This window comes from Marinomonas gallaica (genome assembly GCF_049821165.1).
In the GTDB taxonomy this organism is placed as follows: Bacteria; Pseudomonadota; Gammaproteobacteria; order Pseudomonadales; family Marinomonadaceae; genus Marinomonas; species Marinomonas gallaica.
The window spans coordinates 3,230,671-3,255,422 of the sequence record NZ_CP187511.1; the positions used below are offsets into that span (position 1 = coordinate 3,230,671).

A 24,752-nucleotide genomic window follows, 5' to 3' on the forward strand; every position below is an offset into this window, starting at 1 on the left:
GTATTTACTCACGCGAATTAATGTTAAGGACTTTATGAAGATCACGCCTGTAAATGAAAAGATCGGCGCATTTGTGAAAGACGTTAGCCTAAGCGATCTAGATCCCCATGAGTTTAAGACTCTGTATCAAGCTCTACTACGCCATAAGGTACTGTTTTTTCGAGATCAACCCTTATCGACAGAAGAGCATATAGCGCTGGGCCAACGCTTTGGCGCGTTAGAACCCCCCCATCCGTTTTTCCCTCATCTGACAGATAATGACCAAGTCGTGATCATTGAAACTGCACCTGGAAACCCGCCCAGTAAAAGCTATTGGCATACCGATATGACATGGCAAATGGTGCCGCCAAAATGCTCGATTTTGCATGCTCAGTTTGTCCCCGAACAAGGGGGCGATACTATTTGGTGTGATATGGCAGGTGTATGGGCTGACCTCTCAGCTGCAGAGCAATCCGAGCTACGATCGTTAGAGACCATTCATGCATTACATGCCTTCGAAGACAGCCGGTACGACCATTTAGATGACAATGGTGAAAGCGTTGTTAGCAAGCGCGCTCGAGACTACCCGCCTATTCGCCGTCCAATGATGCAAGTACATCCAGAAACAAGCCAAGAAGTACTGTTTATCAATGAGCAGTTCACGCGTTCCATTATAAATTGGTCCGAGGCCGCTAGCCAACAGCGCCTATCAGCGTTATTCAGCAAGGCTCGACAGGTGCAATATCAGGTGCGCTTTTCGTGGCAGAAAGGCTCTGTAGCCATTTGGGATAACCGCGCCACTCAGCATTTTGCCATCACGGATTATGGCGATACTCCAAGAAGGCTGCACAGAGTCACCGTTCAAGGCGAGCCATGCCTAGCGGGTAAGCCTTACTTGCCTTAGCCCCATTTGATCTCACCAACATCGGACAAAAATATTAAGCACAAAAAAAGGGCTACCTTACGGTAGCCCTTCCTTATGTATCGCTCTAATCGGTTTCGATTATAGCGCTACGATGTTCTCAGCTTGTGGGCCTTTTTGGCCTTGAGTTACAACGAACTCTACACGTTGGCCTTCAGCCAAAGTTTTGAAGCCAGAGCTAGAAATAGCGCTGAAATGTGCGAACACATCTGGGCCAGACTCTTGCTCGATGAAACCAAAACCTTTAGTTTCGTTAAACCATTTTACTGTACCAGTAGTTGTATTAGACATAATATGTATCCTGTGTATAAAAATAAAAAGTGCCAATGTAGGCGGAATAGCGTGGAAATTAAGACAAAGTTTTAAATACTACAGGACGGAGAACTACGAATAACGCTACGTGATGGAGATATGTAAAAAGCCGCTAAGTTTCTAGCTGCGTTTAATGTATAGGTAATGCGGTACTGCGTCAATGTTTATTTCAATTATCTTTCCATATGAACTTATATTACTAAGCTTTCACACATCAATAAAAAAATCAACCAACGTACTCATTGTCTTCTGCTCAAACTATCTAACAAAGTTTTAAGCAAAAAAAAGGGCTACCTCTACGGTAGCCCCTTCTTTTATAACGCGTTAATCGTTTTCGATTATAGCGCTACGATGTTCTCAGCTTGTGGACCTTTTTGGCCTTGAGTCACAACGAACTCAACGGCTTGGCCTTCAGCCAACGTTTTGAAGCCAGAGCTTACAATGGCGCTGAAATGTGCGAACACATCTGGGCCAGATTTTTGCTCGATGAAGCCAAAACCTTTAGTTTCGTTAAACCATTTTACAGTGCCAGTAGTTGTAGTAGACATAATATGTATCCTGTAGATCAAAAATAAGAGTGCCTTAAAGGCGGAATAGCGTGAAAATAAAGACAAAGTTTTAAATACTACAGGACGGAGAACTACGAATAACGCTGCGTGATGGAGGATGTAAAAAGCCGCTAAGTTTCTAGCTGCGTTTAATGTATAGGTAATGCCACACCGCGTCAATGCTTATTTCAATTACCTTTCCATATGACCTAATTACTAAGATTTCACACATCAATAAAACTAACCAACGTAATCATTGTCTTCTGATCAAACTATCAAACAAAGTTTCAGGCAAAAAAAAGGGCTACCTTACGGTAGCCCCTTCTTTTATAACGCGTTAATCATTTTCGATTATAGCGCTACGATGTTCTCAGCTTGTGGGCCTTTTTGGCCTTGAGTCACAACGAACTCAACGGCTTGGCCTTCAGCCAACGTTTTGAAGCCAGAGCTTACAATGGCGCTGAAATGTGCGAACACATCTGGGCCAGATTTTTGCTCGATGAAGCCAAAACCTTTAGTTTCGTTAAACCATTTTACAGTGCCAGTAGTTGTAGTAGACATAATATGTATCCTGTAGATCAAAAATAAGAGTGCCTTAAAGGCGGAATAGCGTGAAAATAAAGACAAAGTTTTAAATACTACAGGACGGAGAACTACGAATAACGCTACGTGATGGAGGATGTAAAAAGCCGCTAAGTTTCTAGCTGCATTCAATGTATAGACAACAGCTAACCACGTCAATGTTTATTTCACGTCATCTCATCAAATAGGCGGACTCTTGCCACATTAAAACAGAAATATTCGGTCTAACTACTCTGAAAACTTAAAGTGCATAAACAATTACCACAGACTTTCAAAAATCAACATTGATATAAATAACAATAAAAACACACTCACATGTACCTTGAATGGGTACACCATTTTTGTCGTTTTATTAAGAGAAACAGTGTAATGATGCTTTAGCAACGAAAATACCAATCCCTCACTATCAACACTCCAGTGAGGGATTTCGATAGTGTTGCCTTTGCTGGTATTAAAGGCAACTGATATCAGATGTGATCTTTTCATGGTACTGCCGATCAATTCATCATTGGCCTTTAAGTTATAGTTCCATATAGAATCAATACTGATTATGTCCTGCTTATTCACCGTACGCGGCTTTTTATCAGTAAACAGTGATGCAGGTAAGTGCAACTCCCTATCGTCAATGGTTATTTCATCAATCGGAGATGTAGGGATGACATAATAGTTACTACAAACAAGTGCCCGTACGGCCCAATAACTTAGATAGGTTAATACCATAAAAGCCATCGACATTTTCCAATCTTGCGTCGAATATGCAATATAGCCAGTTAGTAACACTAAGCATAGTACTGTGAAATATACAGGACTTCGTTTACTTTCAGGGAGCGGTAAAGCATAGTGAGAGATCGAAAATCTTTTTTTAGCCTCAGCATTTCCGAATATTGTATTTTGAGGAAAAAGACTGGAAAATTTATCGATTGTGAGTATGTGTGGTGATGTCCCCTGCCCCCTTTCTGGCTCAATTCCATCATCACTCTTCTCTTTTGAAAATTGACTTATTAGTGAACTCACTTGCTTCAATTGCATAAAACATCTGAACGTATAGCTACACTGTTTTTCTTTGTCAGCTACGTAGTGTATGTCAATTTCACTAAAACTTCGATTCTGCCTAGTAGAGATTGATTCTACGCTGATCTCTTTAATCTCAAGATGCCTAATTTTTAGGATACTTTTACCTAAAAAGTAGAAACCAAGCTTCTCTTCTAGCAAGCCACTGCTTTTAGAAAACTGTAGTCTGTGCCGGAAAAGCAACAACATCAGAATTAACGTGACATCAAAAAAATCCCCAACATCAAATATCAGCCTTTGGATAAACATCTCTAGCACTAGACTTGCAATAGAAAGCCAAATGACTATCCATTTGATCGTTTCGAATATAGACTTTAATATTATTTTATCTGACAAAACACCCTCCTGAAAAACAGCATCCATTACAACTACCTATTATCTACATTCTAGCTATAAACGGTACATATACGCCTAATGATGATTCGCTAGAGAAGAGGCGATCGATAATAATTATTGCTAAAACAGCGATGCGCACGACAGGAGAACTTCTCGACCTTTTGGTGATGGCGCTACGCCATCACCAATGCATCACGGTTAAGTTCATGAATGTTTTTAGCGCCTGTTAGGGTCATAGCTACTCGCATTTCTTTTTCAATCAGATCTAATACGTTTTCCACACCAGCTTGGCCTGCAGCGGCCAGCGCATACACAAATGCGCGGCCCAGCAAGGTACAGTCTGCCCCCAACGCCAACATACGTACTACGTCCAAACCAGTACGGATACCAGAATCCACTAAGATTTTAATATCGCCTTTTACAGCATCAGCAATCTCTGGCAAGGCTCTAGCTGAAGACAAGACGCCATCTAGTTGACGGCCACCGTGATTTGACACAATGATACCATCGGCACCAAAACGTACCGCATCTTTGGCATCTTCGGTATCCAGAATGCCTTTGATAATCATCGGACCATCCCAGAACTCACGTATCCATTCTAAGTCTTTCCATGAGATCGATGGGTCAAAGTTATTCCCCAACCAACCAATGTAGTCTTCTAGCTTAGTGGGCGAGCCGCGATAGGTAGAGATATTACCTAGATCATGAGGCTTACCATTGATACCAACATCCCATGCCCAAGCCGGATGCGTCATGGCTTGTACAACCCGGCGCATGGCCGCATTAGAACCGCTCATACCTGAGTGCATATCACGGTAACGCGCACCAGGCACTGGCATATCCACAGTAAAGACCAAGTTTTTGATGCCTTGAGCTTTAGCACGCTCCAACACATTTTTCATAAAACCACGATCTTTCAGCACATACAGCTGAAACCAAATAGGCTTTGTCACGGCGGTGCTCACCTCTTCGATCGGACACACCGACACCGTAGACAAGGTAAATGGAATACCTTTTTTTTCAGCCGCTTTAGCAGCCTGAACTTCTCCACGACGAGCATACATACCCGTTAACCCTACTGGCGCCAACGCAATCGGTAGAGACAGTTTTTCACCAAATAGCTCAGACTCTAGACTTAAGTCCGACATATTTTTCAAAATCCGCTGACGCAATGCAATGTCAGCCAAATCACCTGTATTTCGTTGCAGGGTATGCTCCCCGTAAGAGCCGCCATCAATATAATGAAATAGAAACGGCGGTAATTTTGCTTTTGCCGCGGCGCGGTAATCTGTCGATGCGGAAATAATCATAAATAGCGCTCCAGAAATATAGGAAGGGCGAACTCAGAGTTCGCCCTTTTTACAAAAGTTAAGGCGTCATCAGTGCGTCGGTGATCTGTAACCCATAGATCATTACCAGTCCGACAATCCCCGTCATGACTAGGTAATAGCAAGTTGGGATAATGGTTTTACGCAACGTGACACCTTCTCGGCCAAGCAATCCAACCGTAGCTGATGCCGCCACTACGTTATGAATCGCAATCATATTGCCTGCTGCCGCCCCCACCGCTTGCAGAGCAATCACCCCTGCGCTTGATACGCTCAACGCTTGCGCCACTTCAAATTGAAATTGGCTAAACATCATATTGGACACCGTATTAGAGCCTGCAATAAAAGCGCCCAATGCTCCAATCATGGCGCTGATCGCAGGGAACGCATCACCCACTAAACCAGCGACCACATTTGCAGTCGTGACAGGCATGCTCGCCAAGTCCGCTGCGTTCACCCCTGAGTTAATAAAAATACGCACCATTGGAATGGTAAACACCAGCACAAAGCCTGCACCAATTAGGGTTTTGGTGGACTCTCCTAGCGCATCATTAAAGGCCTTCATATTTTTGCCTTACACCAAGGCTGCGACCAACGCGGTAAACACCAAAATACCGCCTGGCAGATACAATGGTGAGAACGACGCACTAACACCCACTTCGCCCAAAATATCTTTAAAACCAACAGTGACGCTCAATAGCAATGTTTTGAAATCAGTGCTTACGCGACTTACCACTAAAATTGCAGCCAGCAGTACGTATGGGAACCATGCTTTTACAAGATTCATAGATGCTTTTTCGGATTCATCTTTTAGATTCATTTTCAATGAGCCTAACCAGCTAGTAGGCCAGTTTTTTTCATCGGCAAAGTCCCACGCTGTCTTTGGCGTTAAGAAGCCCACTTTCGCCGCTGTGACCACTAAGATTAAGCTTACCAAGCCACCGACCAGTGCGGGAAACTCAGGGCCTAAGAAAATCCCCGTCAACGCATATGGCACGGTAAACGCAAGACCTGCAAACAATGAAAAAGGCAAGATGCTTAACCCTTCACGCCAGCTACGGTTTTCGCCAAAGAAGCGCGTTAGCATCACCGCCATTAGCGTTGGAATTAACGTCCCAACAATGGCGTGTACAACAGCTACATTGGTGGTGATCTGTTGCAAATAGAATTCCCAGCTCGCGCCATTTTCCGCCAGCGCATTGCTGATATTGTGAATATCGAGACCGTTGTTCACGCCAACCAGAATCGGCGTACCGACCGCACCAAACGATACCGGAGTCGATTGGATCATCATGCCGACCATCACAGCCGCTAAAGCAGGAAAGCCAATTGCGACAAGTAAGGGCGCAGCAATGGCCGCCGGTGTACCAAAGCCTGACGCACCCTCAATAAAGGAGCCGAAGCACCAACAAATGATGATGGTTTGCACGCGACGATCAGGGGAAATGTTGGTAAAGCCGTTACGAATCGCGGTGATCGCGCCTGTGTGCTTTAGGGTATTCAGTAGGAAGATTGCACCAAACACAATCCATAAGACGGTCACAGTAATGCCCAAGCCTTGCAGTAAAGAAGCCAGAATACGATTGAACGACATCCCCCATGTAGTGAATGCGATGATCATGGTCAATAGCAACACGATTGGCATCGCTTTCTTTGCAGGCCAGTTAAACCCAACTAATAGAACACCCGCCACAATAATGGGAATAAAGGCAATAATGGCTAATAGAATTTCGCTCATTTAAGACTCCTAAAGAACGTCTCTACCCACAAAGAAATCGGCCGTTTTCACCGCTGACCTCGAAGAATAGAGAGCGCTACTATGTTTGATTATTTTTGTTGTGAAGAAATCTAAAGGTTTATCTTTGCTTAATATATGCTCATAATTAAAAACATTATTTCCAAAAACAACATAATAAAATGCACTCAGATGACCTGATCTTATTCTCACAAGTAGTAGAGCTTGGAAGCTTTAGTAAAGCCGCAGAACAAAATGACTTGACCAATTCAGTGGTCAGTAAACGTATTGTGCGCCTAGAAAAAGCGCTGAATGTTCAGCTTCTATACCGCACCACACGTAAGCTGACATTGACCGAGGCAGGCCAAGCTTTATTTGTTAAAGCCAAGCAAGTGGCCTTCGCCACACAAGAAGCCACTAACTCAGTCGCAGGGTTTGGTGAAGCCATTCAAGGCCATATCAAAATGTCGGTACCGACGATTTCAGGGGAATTACTACTGGCGGATGCAGTAGCTGAGTTTTGTGGCATGCACCCAGGCTTAAGCGTGGATATGTCTCTCGACAACCAGTTTGTGAATCTCGTCAAAGAGGGCTACGACCTTGTGATTCGCACAGGGCATTTAGAAGACTCTAGCTTAATCGCGCGACACATTTTGGATTCTCATTGGATTGTCTGCGCCTCGCCAGCTTACATCAAGCGCCATGGGCGTCCTGACACACCTGAAGCTTTGATGAAGCATAATTGCTTGCTCTACTCCTATCAGACAACAGGGGCAAATGAGTGGGAATTTAAAGGACAAGAACAAAACTACATCGTAAAAGTGGCGGGCTCATTTTCAAGCGATAATGCAACAGCCTTGCGCAAAGCCGCATTGGGGGGACACGGCATCGCCTACTTGCCTCGCTGCTTGGTGTACCATGACCTTCGCAACGGCGAACTGATCGACATACTGCCACAACAAGTGGGCAAAATCCTCGGCGTCTACGCAGTGTACCCGTTTACCCGCCAACTGCCGAAAAAGCTCAAACTTTTAATCGAGCATATCCGGCAACGGTATATATCAATCGAGCATTATTTTTAAGGATAAGCACTACACGCAGTGGCAATCTCACTAAAGCTTAGAGACACCGGCTATTTCAATCACACTGCCCGCATCCGCTCTCTCAATGATTTTTAACAACACCGTCTGAATCGTTTCGTCATTACGCACATCACTTTGAGCATTGAATTTTTGCTCTTGAGGCTCAGCGCCCTCTTCGGCAATGAACTGAATAACTACCTGCGTCGCTAACTCTGGCGTCTCACCAAAGTATTCAATCGAAACCAATGGATACCCTTTAAAACCTTTGCTTACTTGTTTTGCAATGCGCTTCTTTGCTTTATCGACGTTCATTTTGACCCTTAGGTGGTGTGGCAATTAAAAATAAAGCCTCAATTTCTGGCAATCTTACTCAGGCAACCCATCAAACGTGGGAACACTTATTAGCTCTTTATCCCAAACCCCTTTCCGAGATGCGAAGATACGTGCAGTTGGCACTATCGAAATCGGAGTATCCAAACATCCAGCTGGAACAACTAAAACCTCCTTGATCACGGTGCAAGGCAGCGCTGAGCCGCACACTTTACAAAAGCTTTTATTGTGACGGCTACCTTTAAGCGTAAACGACGTTACAGCTTCCTCACCTGACCGCCAAACCAACGTCGCTGAATGCGAAAATAGATTCGCCGCATGAGAAGTTCCCGTATCTTTTTGACAATAGTGGCAATGACACAGATAAAAACTGTCAAAATCACCTTGTATCTCGAAGTTTACGATACCACATAGACAAGAACCTAAATGGTTTGCCATATAAACACCTTTTATTTGCAGACTTATTAATCAACTTAGTGAAACAACAGGCACTGAATGCTCAATATATCAGTCACGCGCAAAAGCATTATGACTTAATCTGATTTCGGCCGCCTTGCTTAGCTCGATACATTTTTTGGTCTATTTCGACCAAAATACTCTCTAAAGAGTGATTGGCGGTAAACTCTGATAGTCCAAGACTTACAGTAACGTTGATCTGCATGGGAAAAGTATGTAAATGCACTGCGGAAAACACTTTCTCAGCAATATTCAGTGCCATTTTTTTATCGGTATTGGGACACACGATGACAAACTCTTCGCCACCCCATCGCCCTAATGTATCCGTATTACGAATCGTCGCTTTTACGACTTGAGCAAGTTCGATAAGAACCTGATCGCCCACTTCGTGCCCAAACGTATCATTCACTCGCTTAAAATGGTCTATATCAAACATAAGTACGCTAAAAGGACGTTTTTTTCGCTGAAAACGACTGACTTCCGCATGAAGCACTTCCATCATTTTGCGACGATTCGCAATCGACGTTAGTTGATCTGTATGAGAAATAGTACTCAGCAAGGCATTTGTGTCTTTCAGTTCAATGTTTTTCTGGATTAAAGCTTTTTCAGTGAGCTTTTCGATGGCCTCCGAAATTTTACCTATTTCATTATTAGGGAAAACATATTGGTCTAGTTCGTCTTTCCCTTCAGTAATCTCTTGCACCCTGTTTTGTAATTTTTTTAGCGGTAAAATCAGATGCCTACTTAATATGTAACTCATCAACCACGTCGTAAAAAGAGACCCTAAAACTATCATCAATAACGTTGATGTAATGGTTTCTAAAATGGGTTGGCGGACATCAGACAAATTTACTTCGGTCACCACGATCCAGCCCAACTCATCAATACGATTAAAGTGCGCCAGTTTTTTCTGGTCTCCATCGTCGTAAGAAAGGCTGCCTGAAGCATTCACTTCCTCTGGTATATGAGAGAATATTTCTTGATGAAGAGTATCAGGTAGCGTTTCATCAGGATGAATCAGTATTTTACCCTCAGTATCCATGACAAAGTTGTATATAGTCGGATACTTTTCATCTCGAATGGCCAGCGCTTTAACAATGGCATCCATTCCCGCATCAATGGAAATAACACCTACAATATTGTTATCCGCATCTAAAAGTGTTTTCCCAAACGAAACCAACCACTTTTTAGAGTTAATGTCTTGATAAGGCACACCTTCAGAAATTAGTGGGTTTGACTTGATTGCCGCCAGATACCAAGGGCGAATGGTGGAATTAAAACCTTCGGGTGCAGTGTAATCATTAATCAGCAAGAAGCCATCTTCATAGCCAGAAAAAATGTAATGTATGTTAGGTATCGTGTTTTGTAGTACCTCAAATAAACTCAGAATTTTTTCTTGTGTTTCTTGCTCACGAAAGCGACTATGGTCAACACCTGAAGCAGAGCTACCAGTGTATTCAACGGCTTTGCGTAAAGGCGCAACATAGCCATCTATCAGCGTTGTGACAGATCTATTTTTATTACGAAGTACTGATTCAGCGTTATCTATACCTTGTGTATACAAAAGAGAGGCAATGCAGACACTGATAATAACGATGGTTATCAAAGCTAATGTTGTGGTGATAGCAAAAATTTGGCGATGTAACTTTGAAAACTGTTTCATACGAAATATCAAATATGCTCGATCATTTGCTTCAAACGCGAAGCATTATACAGAATGTATTTTGGTCAAAAAGCGTTCGATATTGTCAAAATGAACTCAGCTTGTCTACCTATATCTCAGATGCCTTTATCATGGTAATAAGCCAACCATTTTAAACATACCCTTTCAGAGCCACTAGACTCGCCGCACATTACACCGCTCAAACAACCGTGAAAACGTGTATCAATGACAAAGTAGAATGCCTAGCGTTAACTGTCCTCATTTATGCACTTGGTATGCATTACAAACCCCCAGTTAAATCCAAAAAGCTACCCGTGGAAAATGATGACTTTTCAGACGCCAACCAATAAACAGCCTCCGCAACTTCGCTAGGCAAACCACCCCGCTGCATTGGGATTTTACTTTTTAGCCTTTCTATTCGCTCAGGCTCTCCACCGTCAGCGTGCATATCAGTGTAAATCAATCCCGGTCGAACACAATTCACTCTGATACCTTCTGCCGCAACTTCTAATGACAGACCTTTTGTTAACGTGTCAATTGCACCTTTTGACGCTGCATAATCAATGTACTCATTAGGTGAACCCGTTCGAGCCGCGCCCGAAGAGACATTAATTATGACACCACCTAAACCTCCATGACGAGTGGACATTCGTTTCACGGCTTCACGACAGCATAAAAAGTAACCCGTCACATTAGTTTCGAGGATCGAATTGATTCTATTAGCATTCATGTCTTCTAAGCGCATCTGCTTCTTTAAGATGCCCGCATTGTTAACCAGAACAGAGACAACCCCAAGCTCTCGATCAACACATTCAAACAACCGAAGAACATCATCCTCTTTGGAAACGTCAGCTTGTATAGAAATACAATGACCGCCTAACGCTTTAATTTCTTCAGCGAGTCCCTTAGCTGACTCAACATTAGATTTGTAATTAATGCATATAGCATAGCCGTTTTGAGCAAAAATTTTTGCTGTAGCAGCCCCAATTCCTCGACTCCCTCCCGTAATAATTGCCACTTTTTGATTGTTCATTTTTCATCCTTTCAAAGCGGTATTTGAAGTAACGACTTACTCAGCACACCATTAAAACGCAGCGTAAAATGTTCCGTTGCAACTTATTGTAATGCAGCCTATACAACGTCGATATGGCCCAAACCTTGCTTCTCATCAGTCAACGATTGAAAAGGAGATAATCATGCAGGTTAATAATGTATTTCAGACAACAACGGCAACCTCTATCGTCAAAGGCAGCAACAATTTGCCGCCAAGTCAGACGGACAAGACTGATGAGCCTCAGAAAACAACCTCATTAAGAGCGTTAGCTCAAACTATTGATCCAACCAACATGTCTCGAAACGAAGCTCGCGCAATGGCAAATGAACTTATGAAATCTGGAGACACGGACCTTTCCTCCGAATTCCTTTCACATAGCGCGGTGTTAATTCCCACTGGGGGTGGTGCGTTTCGAAATGCCACCGAATCAGACTCCATTATGAACGAAAAATTTAATATGTTTGATGCGATACAGAGAAGTATAGAATTTAACAAATCCAAAGGAATTTCAAATGAAGGCAATCTATCTGCACTCTCATTTTTAGAGAAGTTTGAAATGATGGGAAACTCTCCTAAAGTTGATACGCGTGCATAAAGTCTACTGTTAACCAGACACCAGACTTGAACTGTACAAAAATGGCTCTTTGCACCTTGGTCAGAATGTCCCAAAGTAGAAGTAAACCGACAACCTCTGACCCTATTCTTTTTTTTGTACATTTAGCAAATTAAATCCGCAAATCATCTCACTCAAACACTTAACATTCCCCATACAATCAGTAATATACCCGACCAACAATAAATCATATAAACCTTGCTTGACTCTAACGAATCGAGCCATTTTGTCAGCGCCATTCTCTGACGCCTATCAACCGAATGTAATCGCTCAAATTTCGACAAGTTTAAGGAATCGTTATGAAGACCCTCTTAGAGAACCTATCCATTGGCGCAAAGCTTGCGTTAGGTTTCGGCCTAGTGCTATTGCTAACCCTGATTGTTGGTGGCACCAGCATTTATGGTGTTGGCACTTTATTAGAACGTGCCGACAAAGTTCAAGTCGCAAAAGAACTCAATCAAGCTGTTTTCGACTTAAACAAAGCAAGCCTAAACTACATTGAAGCAGGTGGCGATGAAGCGCATAAAAAAGTAGAGACAGTGGGTGTAGACCTGTATAAGTCTTTTCAACAATCACTGTCCGTGTATACGGGGAAAGACAGCGTACGACTTGTTAACGAAGCCATGGCACTACTCAATAAGTACGAAAAAACATTTGAAGAGCTTGTTAAAGGTCGTCAGCAGTTAACCAGTACCGCAGCCATTGGCGCTAAAACACGCACCGATATCTTATCTGAGCTCGATGCGCTAACCAACGATCTGCGCTCGACAAATGACCAAGGCGTCATCATTGATGCAATCGACGCCAAAAACAAGATGTACAAAACTGTTTTTACGATTAGCAATGCGGTCGTGAGGAAGCAGCCTATCCCTGCGAGCGTTAAAGAAAAGGATATTCCTGACCTGATTGCCTCTATTCGTAGCCTTAAAACAACCGGAACAGCGACTTCCCATAAAGAAAAGCTTCTTGATCTTTTTAATGGCTACACCAAACTACTCGATACAAATAAACCACTAACCACCGCGCTGAACAAGCACACCGACTCACTGCTGACACTCACCAAAGAGATGAATCAAAAGCTTGAGGAACTAAGCGAGACACAGCGCGCTAAAAGCCTGAGCGACGGCAATAGTGTCAACCTACTAGTGATCAGCATTACTATTATTGCCGTCATCATTGGCATTGTGTTCGCTTTTGTCATTCGCAATCTTATCGCCAAACCTATGCAAGAAGTCACCGCAGCGGTTGAAACCATCGCCAATGGCGACCTCAGCCAACAGTTCTCAACCCAACGTCGTGACGAGCTAGGCAAGCTATACAACGACGTAGGCCGCATGAGTGTGACGTTAAACGAGCTGATATCACAAACCGTAAGTGGCGTCATGAGCCTAAGCGCCACAAGCGAGCAACTAGAAGCGATATCTAAACACAGCCAAACCATGATGCAGTCCCAACGTGACGAGACCGATCAAGTCGCCACCGCAATTAATGAAATGTCGGCCACCGTTGCTGAAGTTGCACGCAATGCTGAAACCGCTGCTACCGCGGCGACTAATACCGACAGCATGGTTAACAAAGGCCACAGCTTAGTCAGCACGACCGTCGATGAAATCGGAAACCTTGCGGAAGACCTGAATCTAACCAGCGCGACAATGGAAGCTTTAAAACAACGCTCTGACAATGTTGGTAATGTGCTAGAGGTTATTAAAGCCGTTGCTGAACAAACCAACTTGTTGGCACTTAACGCCGCAATTGAAGCCGCACGTGCTGGTGAAGCGGGCCGAGGCTTTGCCGTGGTAGCCGATGAAGTGCGTGGTCTTGCTAGCCGTACACAGGATTCTGCGAAAGAAATCGAAGAGCTGATCATACAATTGCAAAATGGGGCTCAAGAGTCATTGGACAAAATCCAAGTAAGCCGTGAGAAGTCTACGCAAAACGCCGACAATGCACGCAGCTTAGTCACCTTATTTGACGACATTCGTGAGCAAATGGGCCATGTGCAAGACATGAACCAGCAGATCGCCACAGCGTCAGAGCAACAATCTCATGTTGCAGAAGATATTAACCACAGCATCGAAAATGTACGCCGACTGGCAGATCAAACCAGCGAAGGTTCTCAAGAATCGGTTGTTGCCGTGAATACGCTGAAAACGCTTAGCACGGAGCTAAACACACTCAGCGCGCGCTTCACGATCAAGTCTTAATCAGACGCGCAAAAGAAAAAAGCGCTGCTAGGACCACCTAGCAGCGCTGTTTAAACTTGATAGCTCATCCGTAAAGCCAGCCTCTCACGAAAATGACGCCCGTACGTTTTTGTTTTCACACGCAGCACCGTCCTGTGGTCAGTGTTTTACGAACTGTCTCAAAGCCACGCTTCTAGCGGCTTTGATATTTGCGATCTAGTTAATAGGCGACAATAACTCAGGGTTGGTTACGAGGTCACGCACGCCATGGGCATGGTCTTCTTCGAATACATTGCCTTCACACCATTTACCCAACGAAGCAATACTCACCTTTTTAACGTTAGGTCGAACGCTCCATGTCACTTGATAGGGTGAGCCTTTTTCGTTATAGCTTGGCCCTGTGGTGGAGCCTGCGTATTGAACCGGAGTCCCTGTATCAGTCGGAATGTTGATCGCTTGTATTCGTTGGTTATGGTCTTCAAATTTTGCCATATCAACAAAGTCAGCAGCACGATCATCATTCACAACAACAAATACCTGAGCTTCTACTCGTAACTGTGGATTCAGAATAGGATTGGCAACACAAGCCCCTAAGGTAGCACCAGGTTTTACCTGAGATGTAGAATAGACATAATGCACCTCGATGGTATCACCCGATTGCACTGCACTGTGATCGTTAGCACACACCGCTTTTGCCAGTGGTTTCTGCTATGCTGCCGTTAACTGCCCCGAGTATTTGTAGCCAGTGTTGTAGCCATAACCATCGCCATTGCCTGCAGAAGTCGTAAACTCGCCGCCTTTGTGCTCAGCATTTTTATGCAAATGAATATTGCATAAGTTCATATTCTCAGAACTTGGCGCAGGACTAAACACCACTCGATTTACGCCTAATGTATTATCAATATCGCGCGGAGACTGCGGGCCAATACCTGTGTTTATGGTGTTCTGTGCTAACTTTGTACGCTGCTGTGAAACGGTTTCATCTGAAACATGATTTAAACTGGCAGCTGAAGCAGGAAGTGTAACGATTGACAGTAAAAATACTGCTAGACCGAAGGATGAGTGCACTCGCATTTTAGCCTCTTTTGATATGGATTAATGTCAAAAAAGGGCTCATTATGCCATAAATTAAACTTATACTTGGTGCTTTATTACGCCCTAGCCTTTTCGCTAAAGGAGTGGCAGAGAATCTTATTACGCCCCTCTTTCTTGGCTTGATAAAGCAAAGCATCAGCCTGCCTAAATGCATCTTTGACCGTACTACTTTTATTAGGTATTAGCTCTACTAAGCCAATACTGGCAGTCAGATGAGGACAGCTAGTAGGGCAAGGATTTTTTATCTGCAATGCCTGCAATGCTTGTAAAAACTCATTGCATATAATGCGCGTTTTATCGACCGATTCTTCCACCCAAATTATGGCGAACTCTTCTCCACCATAACGAGCACAAAAAAAGCCATGCAGGGTGGCTAAGGATTGCAATAACTGGGCTACCTTAACCAAACAGTCATCGCCAGCCTGATGCCCATAATAATCATTCAGGCTCTTAAAATAGTCCAAATCAATGATCGCCAAACTGACGCTCTGTTGGCACTCTATCGCTTTAGACCAAGATGCCTCCATATGTTCATCAAAAGAACGTCGATTATGAATATTGGTCAGGCTATCAAAACGCGCTAAGCGCTCCACGGCTTCTTCGGCAAGCTTACGCTGCGATACATCTTGATGGACAATTACAATAAAACGCTGGTTACCTTGGTCAAACGGAGTACAACGCATTATGAACCAACGCTTCTGAGTTGGGCTGTGGCATGGATACTCTATTTGGAACTCTTCAGTGTCGCCTTGTATCAAGTCACGAAGACCTTGAGCCACACTCGAGCCAAAGTTATCGCCATTAACAGATGACTGATCACAAGCGGTTAAATAATTGATGGTATCCCATTCGACTGTGTCACAACACGCTCCACTTTCTTTACCAAAATCACACCAGCTTTGATTGACATAAACAATCCTACCATCGGAGTCTATGACCGCTAATTGACTGGCTATTGAGTCTATAATCGACTTCAAAAACTCTATCGAGTCAAGCACCACCACACTCCTTGTATAATGAATAGCCCCTCCAAGGGCAGGTGTCTGAATTTACTACAATTCGCCATAAAGAACATGAACTTCTAATTACATAGGTATTTAAACGTCAGTAAACCAGATTTAGTTCACATTTTTATTAGTAGATACTAAATACAACTGATTTATTCAGCTTTCCTGACCTAATGATGTACATTTAATACGAGTGCACGCTACAACCTTTTTCATTAATTCGCAGCTATTTTACTGATCTTCAGAGCTGATTTATCGCCATACCTCTCCAGGTTTGCCTTCAACGCCTTTGAAACACTCTAGCAATTACATCTCGCGTCATTACGAGACCAGCTACATGTCATGAAATGGTGTGGCAAAAGCCATTTACAGGCGGAATTCTCATATTTTCTTGCTCATTTTTAGTGCTACAATTTGCTGCAATACCGCGTGAACATTGCTTATCTCGCGACACACACCATTAACTAAACGCAATGGTAAAGAAATTTATCTCCCACCCCTTGACGAGGTGGATTCTTTCTATTAACTTTACCTTATCGTTTAGTTATTAAATTTTAGTGTTTAAACACACTGCTTCATCCGATAGGAGTCTTTCATGCAAAGCAATAATGGTTACTACGGTGAGTTTGGCGGGAGCTACATTCCTGAGATTCTCTACTCTAGCCAGCAGCAAATCCTTCATGCCTTTGAAGAGGCGAAGAACGATCCAGCGTTTATTGCGGAGTTGAAAGATACTTGGCAGAACTACTCTGGCCGCCCTACACCTTTGACGTTCTGTAAGAACCTTACGGACTATTTTGGTGGCGCTCAGATTTATCTAAAACGCGAAGACTTAAACCAGTCTGGCGCACACAAGATGAACAACGTGATTGGCCAAGCTCTGTTGGTTAAGCGTATGGGCAAAAAACGTGTGATCGCTGAAACAGGTGCAGGTCAGCACGGTGTCGCAACAGCTTTGATTGCTGCACGCCTTGGCCTTGAATGTACCATTTACATGGGTGCTAAAGACGTGAAGCGTCAGTATCCGAACGTATTCTGGATGAAACAGCTAGGTGCCACGGTTGTCCCAGTTGCTGAAGGTGCACAAACATTACGTGACGCCTTAGACGAAGCATTACGTGACTGGTCTTCAAGCCATGAAGACAGCCACTACTTGATCGGTACGACGTGTGGTTGTGCGCCATTCCCAGAAATGGTGGCGTACTTCCAGTCGGTGATCGGTGAAGAAGTGAAAGAGCAAAGCCAAGCGCAATTTGGCCAATACCCTGATCGCTTGTATGCGTGTGTGGGCGGTGGTTCAAACGCCTGCGGTTTGTTCTTACCATTCCTCGAGGAAAAAGAAGTAGAAATGATCGGCGTTGAAGCCGGCGGTAAAGGCTTGGAGCTTGGCCAACACTCAATCCGTTTGTCTAACGGCTTGGGTCAAAAAGGCATCGCTCAAGGCTTTTCGACCATGTTCTTACAAGATGACAATGGTCAGCTACAAGAAACACACTCCATCGCAGCGGGTCTTGATTACGTGGGCGTGTCCCCCATCATTGCTCACTTGGCGCAAGAAGGTCGCATTCAGATGACCTACGCTATGGACGACGAAGTGGTGGCGGCGTGTTCTTTGTTGCTGAAAAAAGAAGGGATCATCCCAGCGTTGGAGTCGTCACACGCGCTTGCCGGTGCGTTTAAAGATGCACCTAACTTGCCAAAAGAATCACGTATCGTGATCAACTTGTCTGGTCGCGGTGACAAGGACATCTTTAATGTTGCCAAAGCAATGAACGATGCAACCTTCCCAGAGTTCTTGGAAGATTACATGGCTGATTACAAAGAACACTTGAACAACGAAGGGGAAGCATAAGCATGAGTCAGTTAGCACAATACATTGCTGAAAAGCGTCAGCAAAAACCTATTCTCTCCATGACACATGTAGTTTACGGCTACCCAAGCGTTCAAGAAAGTTTAGATTGGATGGCGACACTTCTAGAAGCAGGCGCGGACTTTATCGAAGTTCAGTTCCCGTTCTCTGATCCGGTGGCCGATGGTCCAACGATCGTCGCAGCCTGTCACGGTGCGCTGCACGATCAAAGCCTAACGGTTGAGCAATGCCTAACAGACATCGGTCAGTTAGGTCGTGATTACCCGCAAGCACGTATTGCTCTAATGAGTTACTTAAACCCGATGTACCGTTACGGTTTAGAAAAACTTGTTAAACGCTGTGCAGAAGAAAACATTCAAGGCCTGATCCTACCAGACCTTCCTTATGAGCAAGCAGCCGACCTACGCACTTATTGCGAAGCAAACGGCGTTGATCCTGTGTGGTTGGTCACGCCAGTAACACCGAAAGATCGTCTCGCCTTTCTTGCAAAAGAAGCGACTGGCTTCTTGTACTGCGTCGCACGCTCCGGTGTAACGGGTAACTCAAACCATAATGGCGGCGATCAGCAGTCATTGGATGAGTACCTAGCTGAAATTAATTCGCACACTAGCGCGCCGATCGGTGTTGGCTTTGGTATTCGTGAAAAAGCCCATGTAGACGCACTTAAAGGCAAAGCCGATGTCGCTATCATTGGTTCTGCTCTACTGGATGCCTACAACAAAGGCGGCAAAGAAGAAGGTTTGAAACTGTTCAACAATTTGTTTAACAGCTAAATCTCTATAGACGGCTCTTTCAAGTACTAAGAGCCGTCTTTTTCCAACACGCACAACGTCTTCAACCAATTCTCTAACGCAATCACTCTTGGATCAGGTGTTAACCTGTCTAAGCTCAGAACTTGGTAGCAATGGCCTGTAAGTTCATCACCCCACGGTGCCATCAGAAAACCTTCTTCAATGTCCTGCTGAACGACTGGATAAGAGCCAATCGCCATACCTAGTCCGCTTTGAGCGGCCTGCAATGCATAGAAGAAATGATCGAAATAACGCTCTAGCGAAGCGTCACTATCATTTTGTAATATGGTTTTCTCTCCTTCAACGAGACTTAACCAATCCTTCCATGCCAAGGGTCGCGTGCGGCTGTGGAGTCGAGTGCCTTTTCTCCAGTCTTGATCAATAGACTTAAAATAGGCTGCGGTACATACAGGGCCTGCCCGCTCAGCAGCAAATGGCGTCACTCGATAATCATCAGGAACACCAAAGTCCGAGCGCCTTATCGCCACATCACACCCTTCGGATAGTAAATCAATCGGTCCACCAGCCATTCGCACATCAACATTCAACTCTGGATGTAATCGATAAAACTCCCCCAACTTTGGCAGTAACCAGCGCATTGCCAATGTCGGCTCGCACGAGATAACAAAGAAAGGAGAGCTAACAGAATGCCGATGAATTTTTTCGACCGCATCATCCAATCGATCCAAACTTTCTTTGGTCGCATTGTGCAATAAGACGCCTGCCGGAGTAAGCACAACTCTACGGTTTCGTCGATAGAATAAGGGAACGCCCAGTCGTTCTTCAAGGGTTGCCACAGCACGGCTAACAGCGCCATGGGTCACATTTAAACTGTGAGCGGCTTTTGAAAAGCTTTCATAAAAAGCCGCCGCCTCAAATAGCGGCAACGCATTAAGTGAAGCCAACACTCTCTTTCTGTGAAAATTGCTCACGTATATTCCTATCTTTTTTCGATATTAAAGGCGTAATTTTTATTTCATGATTGATTTATTCACAATATAAATCAATCCATATAGGAATCTAAATGGAAAACTTAACGCTTGAATGGATCAGTGTCGGCCTTATTACTTGTTTAGCGGTCATAAGCCCCGGACCGGATTTTGCTATGGTGTCAAAAATAGCCATCTCCACAGGACGTAAAGCAGGCTTGTTATGTGCGCTTGGAATTGGTGCAGGTGTGACCGTTCATTTAATGTACACCATGCTTGGACTTGGGCTATTGCTAAGTCAACAAAGTTGGCTATTAAGCGCCATCAAAATCGTTGGAGCAAGCTATCTCATATGGCTTGGTATGCAAGCTTTCTGGCCAGATTTAAAAGCCAAGTTTTGGCCTTCTAGCAAAGCTCAATCGATCACAGATGATCATCCAAAAAGGCTTCCATCGTCGAAGCGTGCATTGACAAATATCACGTCTCACCCCTTCGTAATAGGATTCATCTGCAACGTATTTAACCCCAAAACAATGCTTTTTATTGTCGCGCTTTACAGCCAAGTTATTTCCAAGGATACAGGTTATCTTATCGAAATAGGCTACGGCGTATTCATTGCTCTGGCTCACTGCATTTGGTTTGCTTTGATCGCTAGCGTGTTTACAGGTCAATATTTCAAGCAACATATTATACGTTACAAGGGTTTTATTGAGCGTACATGCGGTGCAGTCATGATGGCGTTTGGGCTTAAAATGATCGCTTAAAAACGAAGTAACTAAACTATAGCTTCGCTTTTTTGTTGAGCGTTTATGGCCCCGGAACCACCGGACAATTGACAACGATATTAGTACGCTCGATATTGACCAGCCCTTTGGCGTCGGCGTCAAGCACAGCATCTTCTGACGTCAGTTCAAACGCGCTTTCAGGGTCAACCCACTTCACTGCGTACATTAACCAAATGGGAGAGTAAGCCGTATCTGTACTCAGCGGTCCTACTGGAGTAGGCGCGGATGGAAAAACATTACGCTGCTCTCCATTAGGAAAGCCGTATACTCGCTCGATGACTGTCTTCTGCCTTGGAGGCTTAGGGTAGTTTGGAATCGCGTCACGTAAACGAGGGGCATAATTGGCCCCTATCCTTTCGGCCATGGCTTGATCAGACACGTCTGTTGTTACGTAATAGACTGTTTCACCCTCAAACCATGCTTGCTGCATGGGTAAACTGTACTGTACAGCAGCGGGCTGATTTGAACAGGCTGTCAACGCAATGCCTGCACTTACCAATGCAGCGCGACCAAATAGAGTTCTCAAAGACATCTTGTCCATATACCTTCCAGTAGTGTCGTCGATAAATAATAGTGGTTTATCCTAACGGCTTGAGTGGTTTTCACAAGATGCTTCTTCACTCAGCTTAACTATCTGTATTTTGACGTACGTATTTATAGACCGTATTACGACTCACCCCAGCAGCTTTCGCAGTTCGAGAGACATTTCCTTGGTACTCTTCTAATAATCTGGTGATGGTCTCTTCTATCGGCTCTTTTAGCCCATCTGAGTGGTCTCCATCTGCATCGACTTTATCAATACCATTATTCAGATCATCAAAGAAGTCATCAGGTAAATGCCATTCTTCTAGCTCATCCTCATCTGCCATCGCCATACCCACTTTCAGCACATGGACTAACTGGCGCATGTTACCAGGCCAAGGATGCGCCTCTAATAAATCCAACATGGCATCACTCAATGCGGGGCCAGGCTCTTCTGCGCGCAAGCGCTCATGGACATACGCAATGAGCTCACGCTTATCTTGTCGTAACTTCAGAGCTGGAAGCTCGATATTGAGTCCAGAAATACGGTAATACAAATCTTGCCGGAACCGCCCTTCGGCGACCTCTTCTTTCAAATGTCGATTGGTCGCAGAAATCAGTTTAACGTCTACCGGATACGCTTCGGTCGACCCCAATGGTGTCACCACTCGCTCTTGCAGCACACGTAATAATCGTGATTGCACAGCAATCGGCATCTCGCCTATTTCATCAAGGAATAAGGTGCCTTTGTGCGCACGACGAATAAGCCCAATAGAACCTTTAGTTTGCGCGCCAGTAAATGCCCCTTTCTCATAGCCAAACAGCTCTGATTCCACTAGCTCCGCTGGAATCGCCGCACAGTTAACAGCGACCAACATCTCTTTGTAACGTGAACTGTGATAATGCAGACTGCGCACGAAAATCTCTTTGCCTGCGCCAGTTTCGCCATGAATTAAGATCGGAATGTCCTTCTCCATGATTTTATGCGCTTGCTTTACCGTCCGACGAACACGCTCATCACCGTGTTCGAGTTCATCTAATGGGATGACGTTGTCGGGGATCTGTGAGGGTAAAGGCGTTGCTTGAGAAGGCAAAGACGCAGCTGGCGCCTGATAGTGACCACTGGTGCGATAGTCAGGCACCTTCATCACGTGTGTCACGGGTGGCAGCGCTTTAACGTAGAATTGATAGCGCCCCAGTGCCCGTAGTTTCATCGGCATATGCAATGGTTGATTCTTTATTTCACGCATATCGCAGTCGAATATTTGCGAGATATTGAGTAAAGACAAATCACGTGCGAGCACGACTTCCGCACGACGATTTGCAGAAATAATAGTGCCACGATCGTCCAATACCAATAGACCTGACCAATGGCTGTCTAAACTGGTCAGATTGGTGTTAAAGCTCAATATAAAGTGGTCTTGCTGGAAAGCAGTAAAGATTAAGCGATTCTCTACACTCAGTGACATGAGCTTTACCATGCCTAGGGTATGGTCTTGCGGTAGATACGCATCGGAAGAAATGTCGAGCACACCAAGCAGCTCATTGCCGGTGTCAAAAATGGGCGAAGCAGAACCCACCATATACCGATTCGCTCGGAGAAAGTGTTCATCTCGACCAACTTGAATGGCTCGGCCACTGATTAAAGCCGTACCAATAGCGTTAGTACCAACGCCCTGCTCAGTCCACTGATTACCTTCTACTAGACCATGATACTGCCCGCGACCAAAGCGCTTTTGCCCCCATGTGTTAAGCACATGGCCTTGGCGATCGGCTAACACAATCATACAAGCAGAATTGCTGAGGATGTTCTCGTAATAAGGAATGATCTCGTTTTCTGTGGTTTCCAACAGGCTACGATGTTGATCCCTTAAATCGTTCAATTCCCCAGAGGGTAAAGTCGAAAAATTTGGCTCTGTGGCGTGCTCAAGGCCAAATTGTTCACAGCGATACCAAGAGGCTTCAATTTGTTGTTTGTGTTCTTCGTCAGTTAAGTTGACGTGAGGCCTAAGCATTGCCGTGTCGTCACCTATTGTTTCTTCTTGTTTTTTATTTGTCATTACAGCTCCAGTGCAAGGAGCGACAAGCCTTTTGCTATTCTGCGATTACCTGTCCATAAGGTCAATGTAAATAGCCGCTGTCACTCAAAATCCTGAACATCTTTTCGCGAAAGTGTTCAATAAAGTGTTCAACTGAACACTTTATTTACAAATTTGAACAACTATTTTCATATTTGAAAAAAACAAAAAAACGTCCGGAAATAAATTTATTTCCTTTTAAATCATTTACTTAAAGCAAAAATACGTACTTTTTAATGGATTGGCACAGGGATTGTATAGCTAAACCATACCATTGATACGTGTTCATTTGCGAAAAGCGACAAGCCACTCTCTTACTGCACAGTGAAGAACGTATCACACAAAAACCGCTTCATTGTGGCGGCCATAAAAACAACAAAGGGTTAAAAACAATGTCACTGACGCTGAACAACGTGTCCCGCGTTGTCGACGGAGAAACATGGATTGATAACGTCAATCTGTCGTTGGAGCCTGGCTCATTTAATGTGCTGCTAGGACGTACGCTCTCTGGAAAGACAACGTTAATGCGCCTTATGGCGGGTCTTGATCGACCCACCCATGGGCAAATCATGATGAATGGTGTGGATGTAACGGGGGTTCCGGTTCGAGAGCGGAACATCTCTATGGTCTATCAACAGTTCATCAACTACCCCAACATGACGGTGTATGACAACATCGCCTCCCCGCTTCGCTTGGCAAAAATGTCTAACAGCGAAATAGATCGCCGAGTTCGAGAAACCGCTGAAATGTTGCGCATTGACAGTTATCTGGACCGCATGCCCTTACAACTGTCCGGTGGTCAGCAACAGCGCACCGCCATGGCAAGGGCGCTTGTTAAAGACTCTCAAGTCATCTTATTTGACGAGCCATTGGTGAATCTGGATTACAAACTCCGAGAAGAACTACGCCAAGAGCTGCGCGCGCTTTTTAAAGCACGCAACTGTATTGCGGTGTATGCAACGACTGAACCAAATGAAGCCTTAGCGTTATCCGGCAACACTGCCGTACTTCATGAAGGCAAGCTGCTTCAGTTCGGTGAAACCGCTGAGGTGTACCATCGCCCCAAAGACATCATTACAGCGGAAATGTTCTCTGAGCCTCCGATCAATGTGGTCCCCGGACGCGTTAGCGAAACGGAAGTTACCTTTGATGAGACCGTGCACTTTCAGCTTAACAATGATTTGCGCCCGCTGGAGCCAGGCAATTACCGCTTTGGGGTTCGGGCTTCTCATATAGGTTTAGTGCCACACTCCGATGACGATTTAGAGCTGCCCGTACAAGTAGATCTTGCTGAAATCAGTGGTTCAGAAACCTTTTTACATGTCCACAATCCACACTTCGACTTGGTGCTGCACCTTTCGGGCGTACATGAATACCACGTTGATCAGCAAATCAAAGTGTATTTCCCCACCCACAAGCTGTACGCCTTTAACGAAAGTGGTCGACTGGTCCACGCGCCAGCTGGCTTAGGAGGTCGTTAA

The 24,752-nt window shown here is 44.5% G+C and carries 23 protein-coding genes and 1 pseudogene; 8 read left to right on the forward strand and 16 right to left on the reverse strand.

Features of this window, described 5'->3' with window-relative positions; all coding sequences use genetic code 11:
- Positions 1-34 precede the first annotated feature (34 nt).
- Positions 35-883: a TauD/TfdA dioxygenase family protein gene (locus tag ACPUEK_RS15220; protein WP_425641301.1), complete on the forward strand. Its 849-nt coding sequence runs from the start codon at positions 35-37 to the stop codon at positions 881-883.
- Between the two features lie 99 nt (positions 884-982).
- Here ACPUEK_RS15220 and ACPUEK_RS15225 read toward each other — a convergent pair whose 3' ends face one another.
- From ACPUEK_RS15225 to ACPUEK_RS15255, 7 genes are all read right to left on the reverse strand, one after another.
- Complete coding sequence (locus ACPUEK_RS15225) at positions 983-1,192, reverse strand: cold-shock protein (protein ID WP_067035774.1); 210 nt, start codon at positions 1,190-1,192, stop codon at positions 983-985.
- 359 nt (positions 1,193-1,551) lie between these two features.
- The gene (locus ACPUEK_RS15230) at positions 1,552-1,761 is read right to left on the reverse strand and encodes a cold-shock protein (RefSeq protein WP_067035771.1); all 210 of its coding nucleotides are present in this window, start codon (positions 1,759-1,761) and stop codon (positions 1,552-1,554) included.
- A 351-nt stretch (positions 1,762-2,112) separates the two neighbouring features.
- Entirely contained in the window at positions 2,113-2,322 is a 210-nt protein-coding gene (locus tag ACPUEK_RS15235; protein WP_067035771.1) for a cold-shock protein, read from the reverse strand.
- Positions 2,323-2,601: 279 nt separating this feature from the next.
- Complete coding sequence (locus ACPUEK_RS15240) at positions 2,602-3,777, reverse strand: hypothetical protein (RefSeq protein ID WP_425641303.1); 1,176 nt, start codon at positions 3,775-3,777, stop codon at positions 2,602-2,604.
- Positions 3,778-3,923: 146 nt separating this feature from the next.
- Positions 3,924-5,060 (reverse strand): FMN-dependent L-lactate dehydrogenase LldD, encoded by a 1,137-nt coding sequence (gene lldD, locus ACPUEK_RS15245; RefSeq protein WP_425641304.1) that lies wholly within the window; start codon positions 5,058-5,060, stop codon positions 3,924-3,926.
- 58 nt (positions 5,061-5,118) lie between these two features.
- On the reverse strand, positions 5,119-5,643 hold the full coding sequence (locus tag ACPUEK_RS15250) for an L-lactate permease (protein WP_425641306.1): 525 nt from the start codon (positions 5,641-5,643) through the stop codon (positions 5,119-5,121).
- Between the two features lie 9 nt (positions 5,644-5,652).
- Positions 5,653-6,816 carry an L-lactate permease gene (locus ACPUEK_RS15255; protein ID WP_425641308.1) on the reverse strand — a complete coding sequence of 388 codons (1,164 nt, stop codon included), beginning with the start codon at positions 6,814-6,816 and terminating at the stop codon, positions 5,653-5,655.
- A 179-nt stretch (positions 6,817-6,995) separates the two neighbouring features.
- Between ACPUEK_RS15255 and ACPUEK_RS15260 the strand changes: the two genes are divergently transcribed.
- A complete protein-coding gene (locus tag ACPUEK_RS15260) occupies positions 6,996-7,895 on the forward strand; it encodes a LysR family transcriptional regulator (protein ID WP_067220857.1) in 900 nt (299 codons plus the stop codon).
- Between the two features lie 30 nt (positions 7,896-7,925).
- On the opposite strand, the gene ACPUEK_RS15265 is transcribed toward ACPUEK_RS15260, so the two are convergent.
- The 4 genes from ACPUEK_RS15265 to ACPUEK_RS15280 form a co-directional block, all read right to left on the reverse strand.
- On the reverse strand, positions 7,926-8,207 hold the full coding sequence (locus ACPUEK_RS15265; protein ID WP_067220861.1) for a hypothetical protein: 282 nt from the start codon (positions 8,205-8,207) through the stop codon (positions 7,926-7,928).
- Between the two features lie 54 nt (positions 8,208-8,261).
- Complete coding sequence (locus ACPUEK_RS15270; protein ID WP_425641310.1) at positions 8,262-8,663, reverse strand: GFA family protein; 402 nt, start codon at positions 8,661-8,663, stop codon at positions 8,262-8,264.
- 88 nt (positions 8,664-8,751) lie between these two features.
- Positions 8,752-10,344, reverse strand: coding sequence for a sensor domain-containing diguanylate cyclase (locus ACPUEK_RS15275; protein WP_425641312.1), 1,593 nt, complete (start codon positions 10,342-10,344; stop codon positions 8,752-8,754).
- 280 nt (positions 10,345-10,624) lie between these two features.
- Positions 10,625-11,377: an SDR family oxidoreductase gene (locus tag ACPUEK_RS15280; protein WP_425641314.1), complete on the reverse strand. Its 753-nt coding sequence runs from the start codon at positions 11,375-11,377 to the stop codon at positions 10,625-10,627.
- 163 nt (positions 11,378-11,540) lie between these two features.
- Here ACPUEK_RS15280 and ACPUEK_RS15285 point away from each other — a divergent pair, with 163 nt between their 5' ends.
- Both ACPUEK_RS15285 and ACPUEK_RS15290 read left to right on the forward strand, forming a co-directional pair.
- Positions 11,541-11,993 (forward strand): hypothetical protein, encoded by a 453-nt coding sequence (locus ACPUEK_RS15285; RefSeq protein ID WP_425641315.1) that lies wholly within the window; start codon positions 11,541-11,543, stop codon positions 11,991-11,993.
- Positions 11,994-12,310: 317 nt separating this feature from the next.
- Positions 12,311-14,215 carry a methyl-accepting chemotaxis protein gene (locus ACPUEK_RS15290; protein ID WP_425641317.1) on the forward strand — a complete coding sequence of 635 codons (1,905 nt, stop codon included), beginning with the start codon at positions 12,311-12,313 and terminating at the stop codon, positions 14,213-14,215.
- A 195-nt stretch (positions 14,216-14,410) separates the two neighbouring features.
- On the opposite strand, the pseudogene ACPUEK_RS15295 reads toward ACPUEK_RS15290, so the two are convergent.
- Positions 14,411-15,268 (reverse strand): annotated as a pseudogene (locus ACPUEK_RS15295) (delta-class carbonic anhydrase).
- Between the two features lie 77 nt (positions 15,269-15,345).
- Positions 15,346-16,287, reverse strand: coding sequence for a diguanylate cyclase (locus ACPUEK_RS15300; protein WP_425641319.1), 942 nt, complete (start codon positions 16,285-16,287; stop codon positions 15,346-15,348).
- A 604-nt stretch (positions 16,288-16,891) separates the two neighbouring features.
- Between ACPUEK_RS15300 and trpB the strand changes: the two genes are divergently transcribed.
- Together trpB and trpA are read left to right on the forward strand one after the other, a co-directional pair.
- The gene (trpB, locus tag ACPUEK_RS15305) at positions 16,892-18,148 is read left to right on the forward strand and encodes a tryptophan synthase subunit beta (protein ID WP_425641321.1); all 1,257 of its coding nucleotides are present in this window, start codon (positions 16,892-16,894) and stop codon (positions 18,146-18,148) included.
- 2 nt (positions 18,149-18,150) lie between these two features.
- Positions 18,151-18,939 (forward strand): tryptophan synthase subunit alpha, encoded by a 789-nt coding sequence (gene trpA, locus ACPUEK_RS15310; RefSeq protein WP_067218402.1) that lies wholly within the window; start codon positions 18,151-18,153, stop codon positions 18,937-18,939.
- A gap of 26 nt (positions 18,940-18,965) precedes the next feature.
- Here trpA and ACPUEK_RS15315 read toward each other — a convergent pair whose 3' ends face one another.
- On the reverse strand, positions 18,966-19,889 hold the full coding sequence (locus tag ACPUEK_RS15315; RefSeq protein WP_067218398.1) for a LysR family transcriptional regulator: 924 nt from the start codon (positions 19,887-19,889) through the stop codon (positions 18,966-18,968).
- Positions 19,890-19,981: 92 nt separating this feature from the next.
- Between ACPUEK_RS15315 and ACPUEK_RS15320 the strand changes: the two genes are divergently transcribed.
- Complete coding sequence (locus ACPUEK_RS15320; RefSeq protein WP_425641323.1) at positions 19,982-20,650, forward strand: LysE family translocator; 669 nt, start codon at positions 19,982-19,984, stop codon at positions 20,648-20,650.
- Between the two features lie 43 nt (positions 20,651-20,693).
- Here the strand turns inward: ACPUEK_RS15320 and ACPUEK_RS15325 are convergent, their stop codons facing one another.
- Entirely contained in the window at positions 20,694-21,212 is a 519-nt protein-coding gene (locus tag ACPUEK_RS15325) for a DUF7482 domain-containing protein (protein WP_231872573.1), read from the reverse strand.
- Positions 21,213-21,297: 85 nt separating this feature from the next.
- Positions 21,298-23,208, reverse strand: a complete 1,911-nt coding sequence (locus ACPUEK_RS15330) for a sigma-54-dependent Fis family transcriptional regulator (RefSeq protein WP_425643038.1) — start codon at positions 23,206-23,208, stop codon at positions 21,298-21,300.
- A gap of 455 nt (positions 23,209-23,663) precedes the next feature.
- Between ACPUEK_RS15330 and ACPUEK_RS15335 the strand changes: the two genes are divergently transcribed.
- Positions 23,664-24,752, forward strand: a complete 1,089-nt coding sequence (locus ACPUEK_RS15335) for an ABC transporter ATP-binding protein (protein ID WP_067218427.1) — start codon at positions 23,664-23,666, stop codon at positions 24,750-24,752.

What these genes read in the sequence shown, in the direction of transcription:
- ACPUEK_RS15220 (WP_425641301.1), top strand. Translation starts at nt 35, where the DNA reads ATGAAGATCACGCCTGTAAATGAAAAGATCGGCGCATTTGTGAAAGAC.
- ACPUEK_RS15225 (WP_067035774.1), bottom strand. Translation starts at nt 1,192, where the DNA reads ATGTCTAATACAACTACTGGTACAGTAAAATGGTTTAACGAAACTAAA.
- ACPUEK_RS15230 (WP_067035771.1), bottom strand. Translation starts at nt 1,761, where the DNA reads ATGTCTACTACAACTACTGGCACTGTAAAATGGTTTAACGAAACTAAA.
- ACPUEK_RS15235 (WP_067035771.1), bottom strand. Translation starts at nt 2,322, where the DNA reads ATGTCTACTACAACTACTGGCACTGTAAAATGGTTTAACGAAACTAAA.
- ACPUEK_RS15240 (WP_425641303.1), bottom strand. Translation starts at nt 3,777, where the DNA reads ATGGATGCTGTTTTTCAGGAGGGTGTTTTGTCAGATAAAATAATATTA.
- lldD (WP_425641304.1), bottom strand. Translation starts at nt 5,060, where the DNA reads ATGATTATTTCCGCATCGACAGATTACCGCGCCGCGGCAAAAGCAAAA.
- ACPUEK_RS15250 (WP_425641306.1), bottom strand. Translation starts at nt 5,643, where the DNA reads ATGAAGGCCTTTAATGATGCGCTAGGAGAGTCCACCAAAACCCTAATT.
- ACPUEK_RS15255 (WP_425641308.1), bottom strand. Translation starts at nt 6,816, where the DNA reads ATGAGCGAAATTCTATTAGCCATTATTGCCTTTATTCCCATTATTGTG.
- ACPUEK_RS15260 (WP_067220857.1), top strand. Translation starts at nt 6,996, where the DNA reads ATGCACTCAGATGACCTGATCTTATTCTCACAAGTAGTAGAGCTTGGA.
- ACPUEK_RS15265 (WP_067220861.1), bottom strand. Translation starts at nt 8,207, where the DNA reads ATGAACGTCGATAAAGCAAAGAAGCGCATTGCAAAACAAGTAAGCAAA.
- ACPUEK_RS15270 (WP_425641310.1), bottom strand. Translation starts at nt 8,663, where the DNA reads ATGGCAAACCATTTAGGTTCTTGTCTATGTGGTATCGTAAACTTCGAG.
- ACPUEK_RS15275 (WP_425641312.1), bottom strand. Translation starts at nt 10,344, where the DNA reads ATGAAACAGTTTTCAAAGTTACATCGCCAAATTTTTGCTATCACCACA.
- ACPUEK_RS15280 (WP_425641314.1), bottom strand. Translation starts at nt 11,377, where the DNA reads ATGAACAATCAAAAAGTGGCAATTATTACGGGAGGGAGTCGAGGAATT.
- ACPUEK_RS15285 (WP_425641315.1), top strand. Translation starts at nt 11,541, where the DNA reads ATGCAGGTTAATAATGTATTTCAGACAACAACGGCAACCTCTATCGTC.
- ACPUEK_RS15290 (WP_425641317.1), top strand. Translation starts at nt 12,311, where the DNA reads ATGAAGACCCTCTTAGAGAACCTATCCATTGGCGCAAAGCTTGCGTTA.
- trpB (WP_425641321.1), top strand. Translation starts at nt 16,892, where the DNA reads ATGCAAAGCAATAATGGTTACTACGGTGAGTTTGGCGGGAGCTACATT.
- trpA (WP_067218402.1), top strand. Translation starts at nt 18,151, where the DNA reads ATGAGTCAGTTAGCACAATACATTGCTGAAAAGCGTCAGCAAAAACCT.
- ACPUEK_RS15320 (WP_425641323.1), top strand. Translation starts at nt 19,982, where the DNA reads ATGGAAAACTTAACGCTTGAATGGATCAGTGTCGGCCTTATTACTTGT.
- ACPUEK_RS15325 (WP_231872573.1), bottom strand. Translation starts at nt 21,212, where the DNA reads ATGGACAAGATGTCTTTGAGAACTCTATTTGGTCGCGCTGCATTGGTA.
- ACPUEK_RS15330 (WP_425643038.1), bottom strand. Translation starts at nt 23,208, where the DNA reads ATGCTTAGGCCTCACGTCAACTTAACTGACGAAGAACACAAACAACAA.
- ACPUEK_RS15335 (WP_067218427.1), top strand. Translation starts at nt 23,664, where the DNA reads ATGTCACTGACGCTGAACAACGTGTCCCGCGTTGTCGACGGAGAAACA.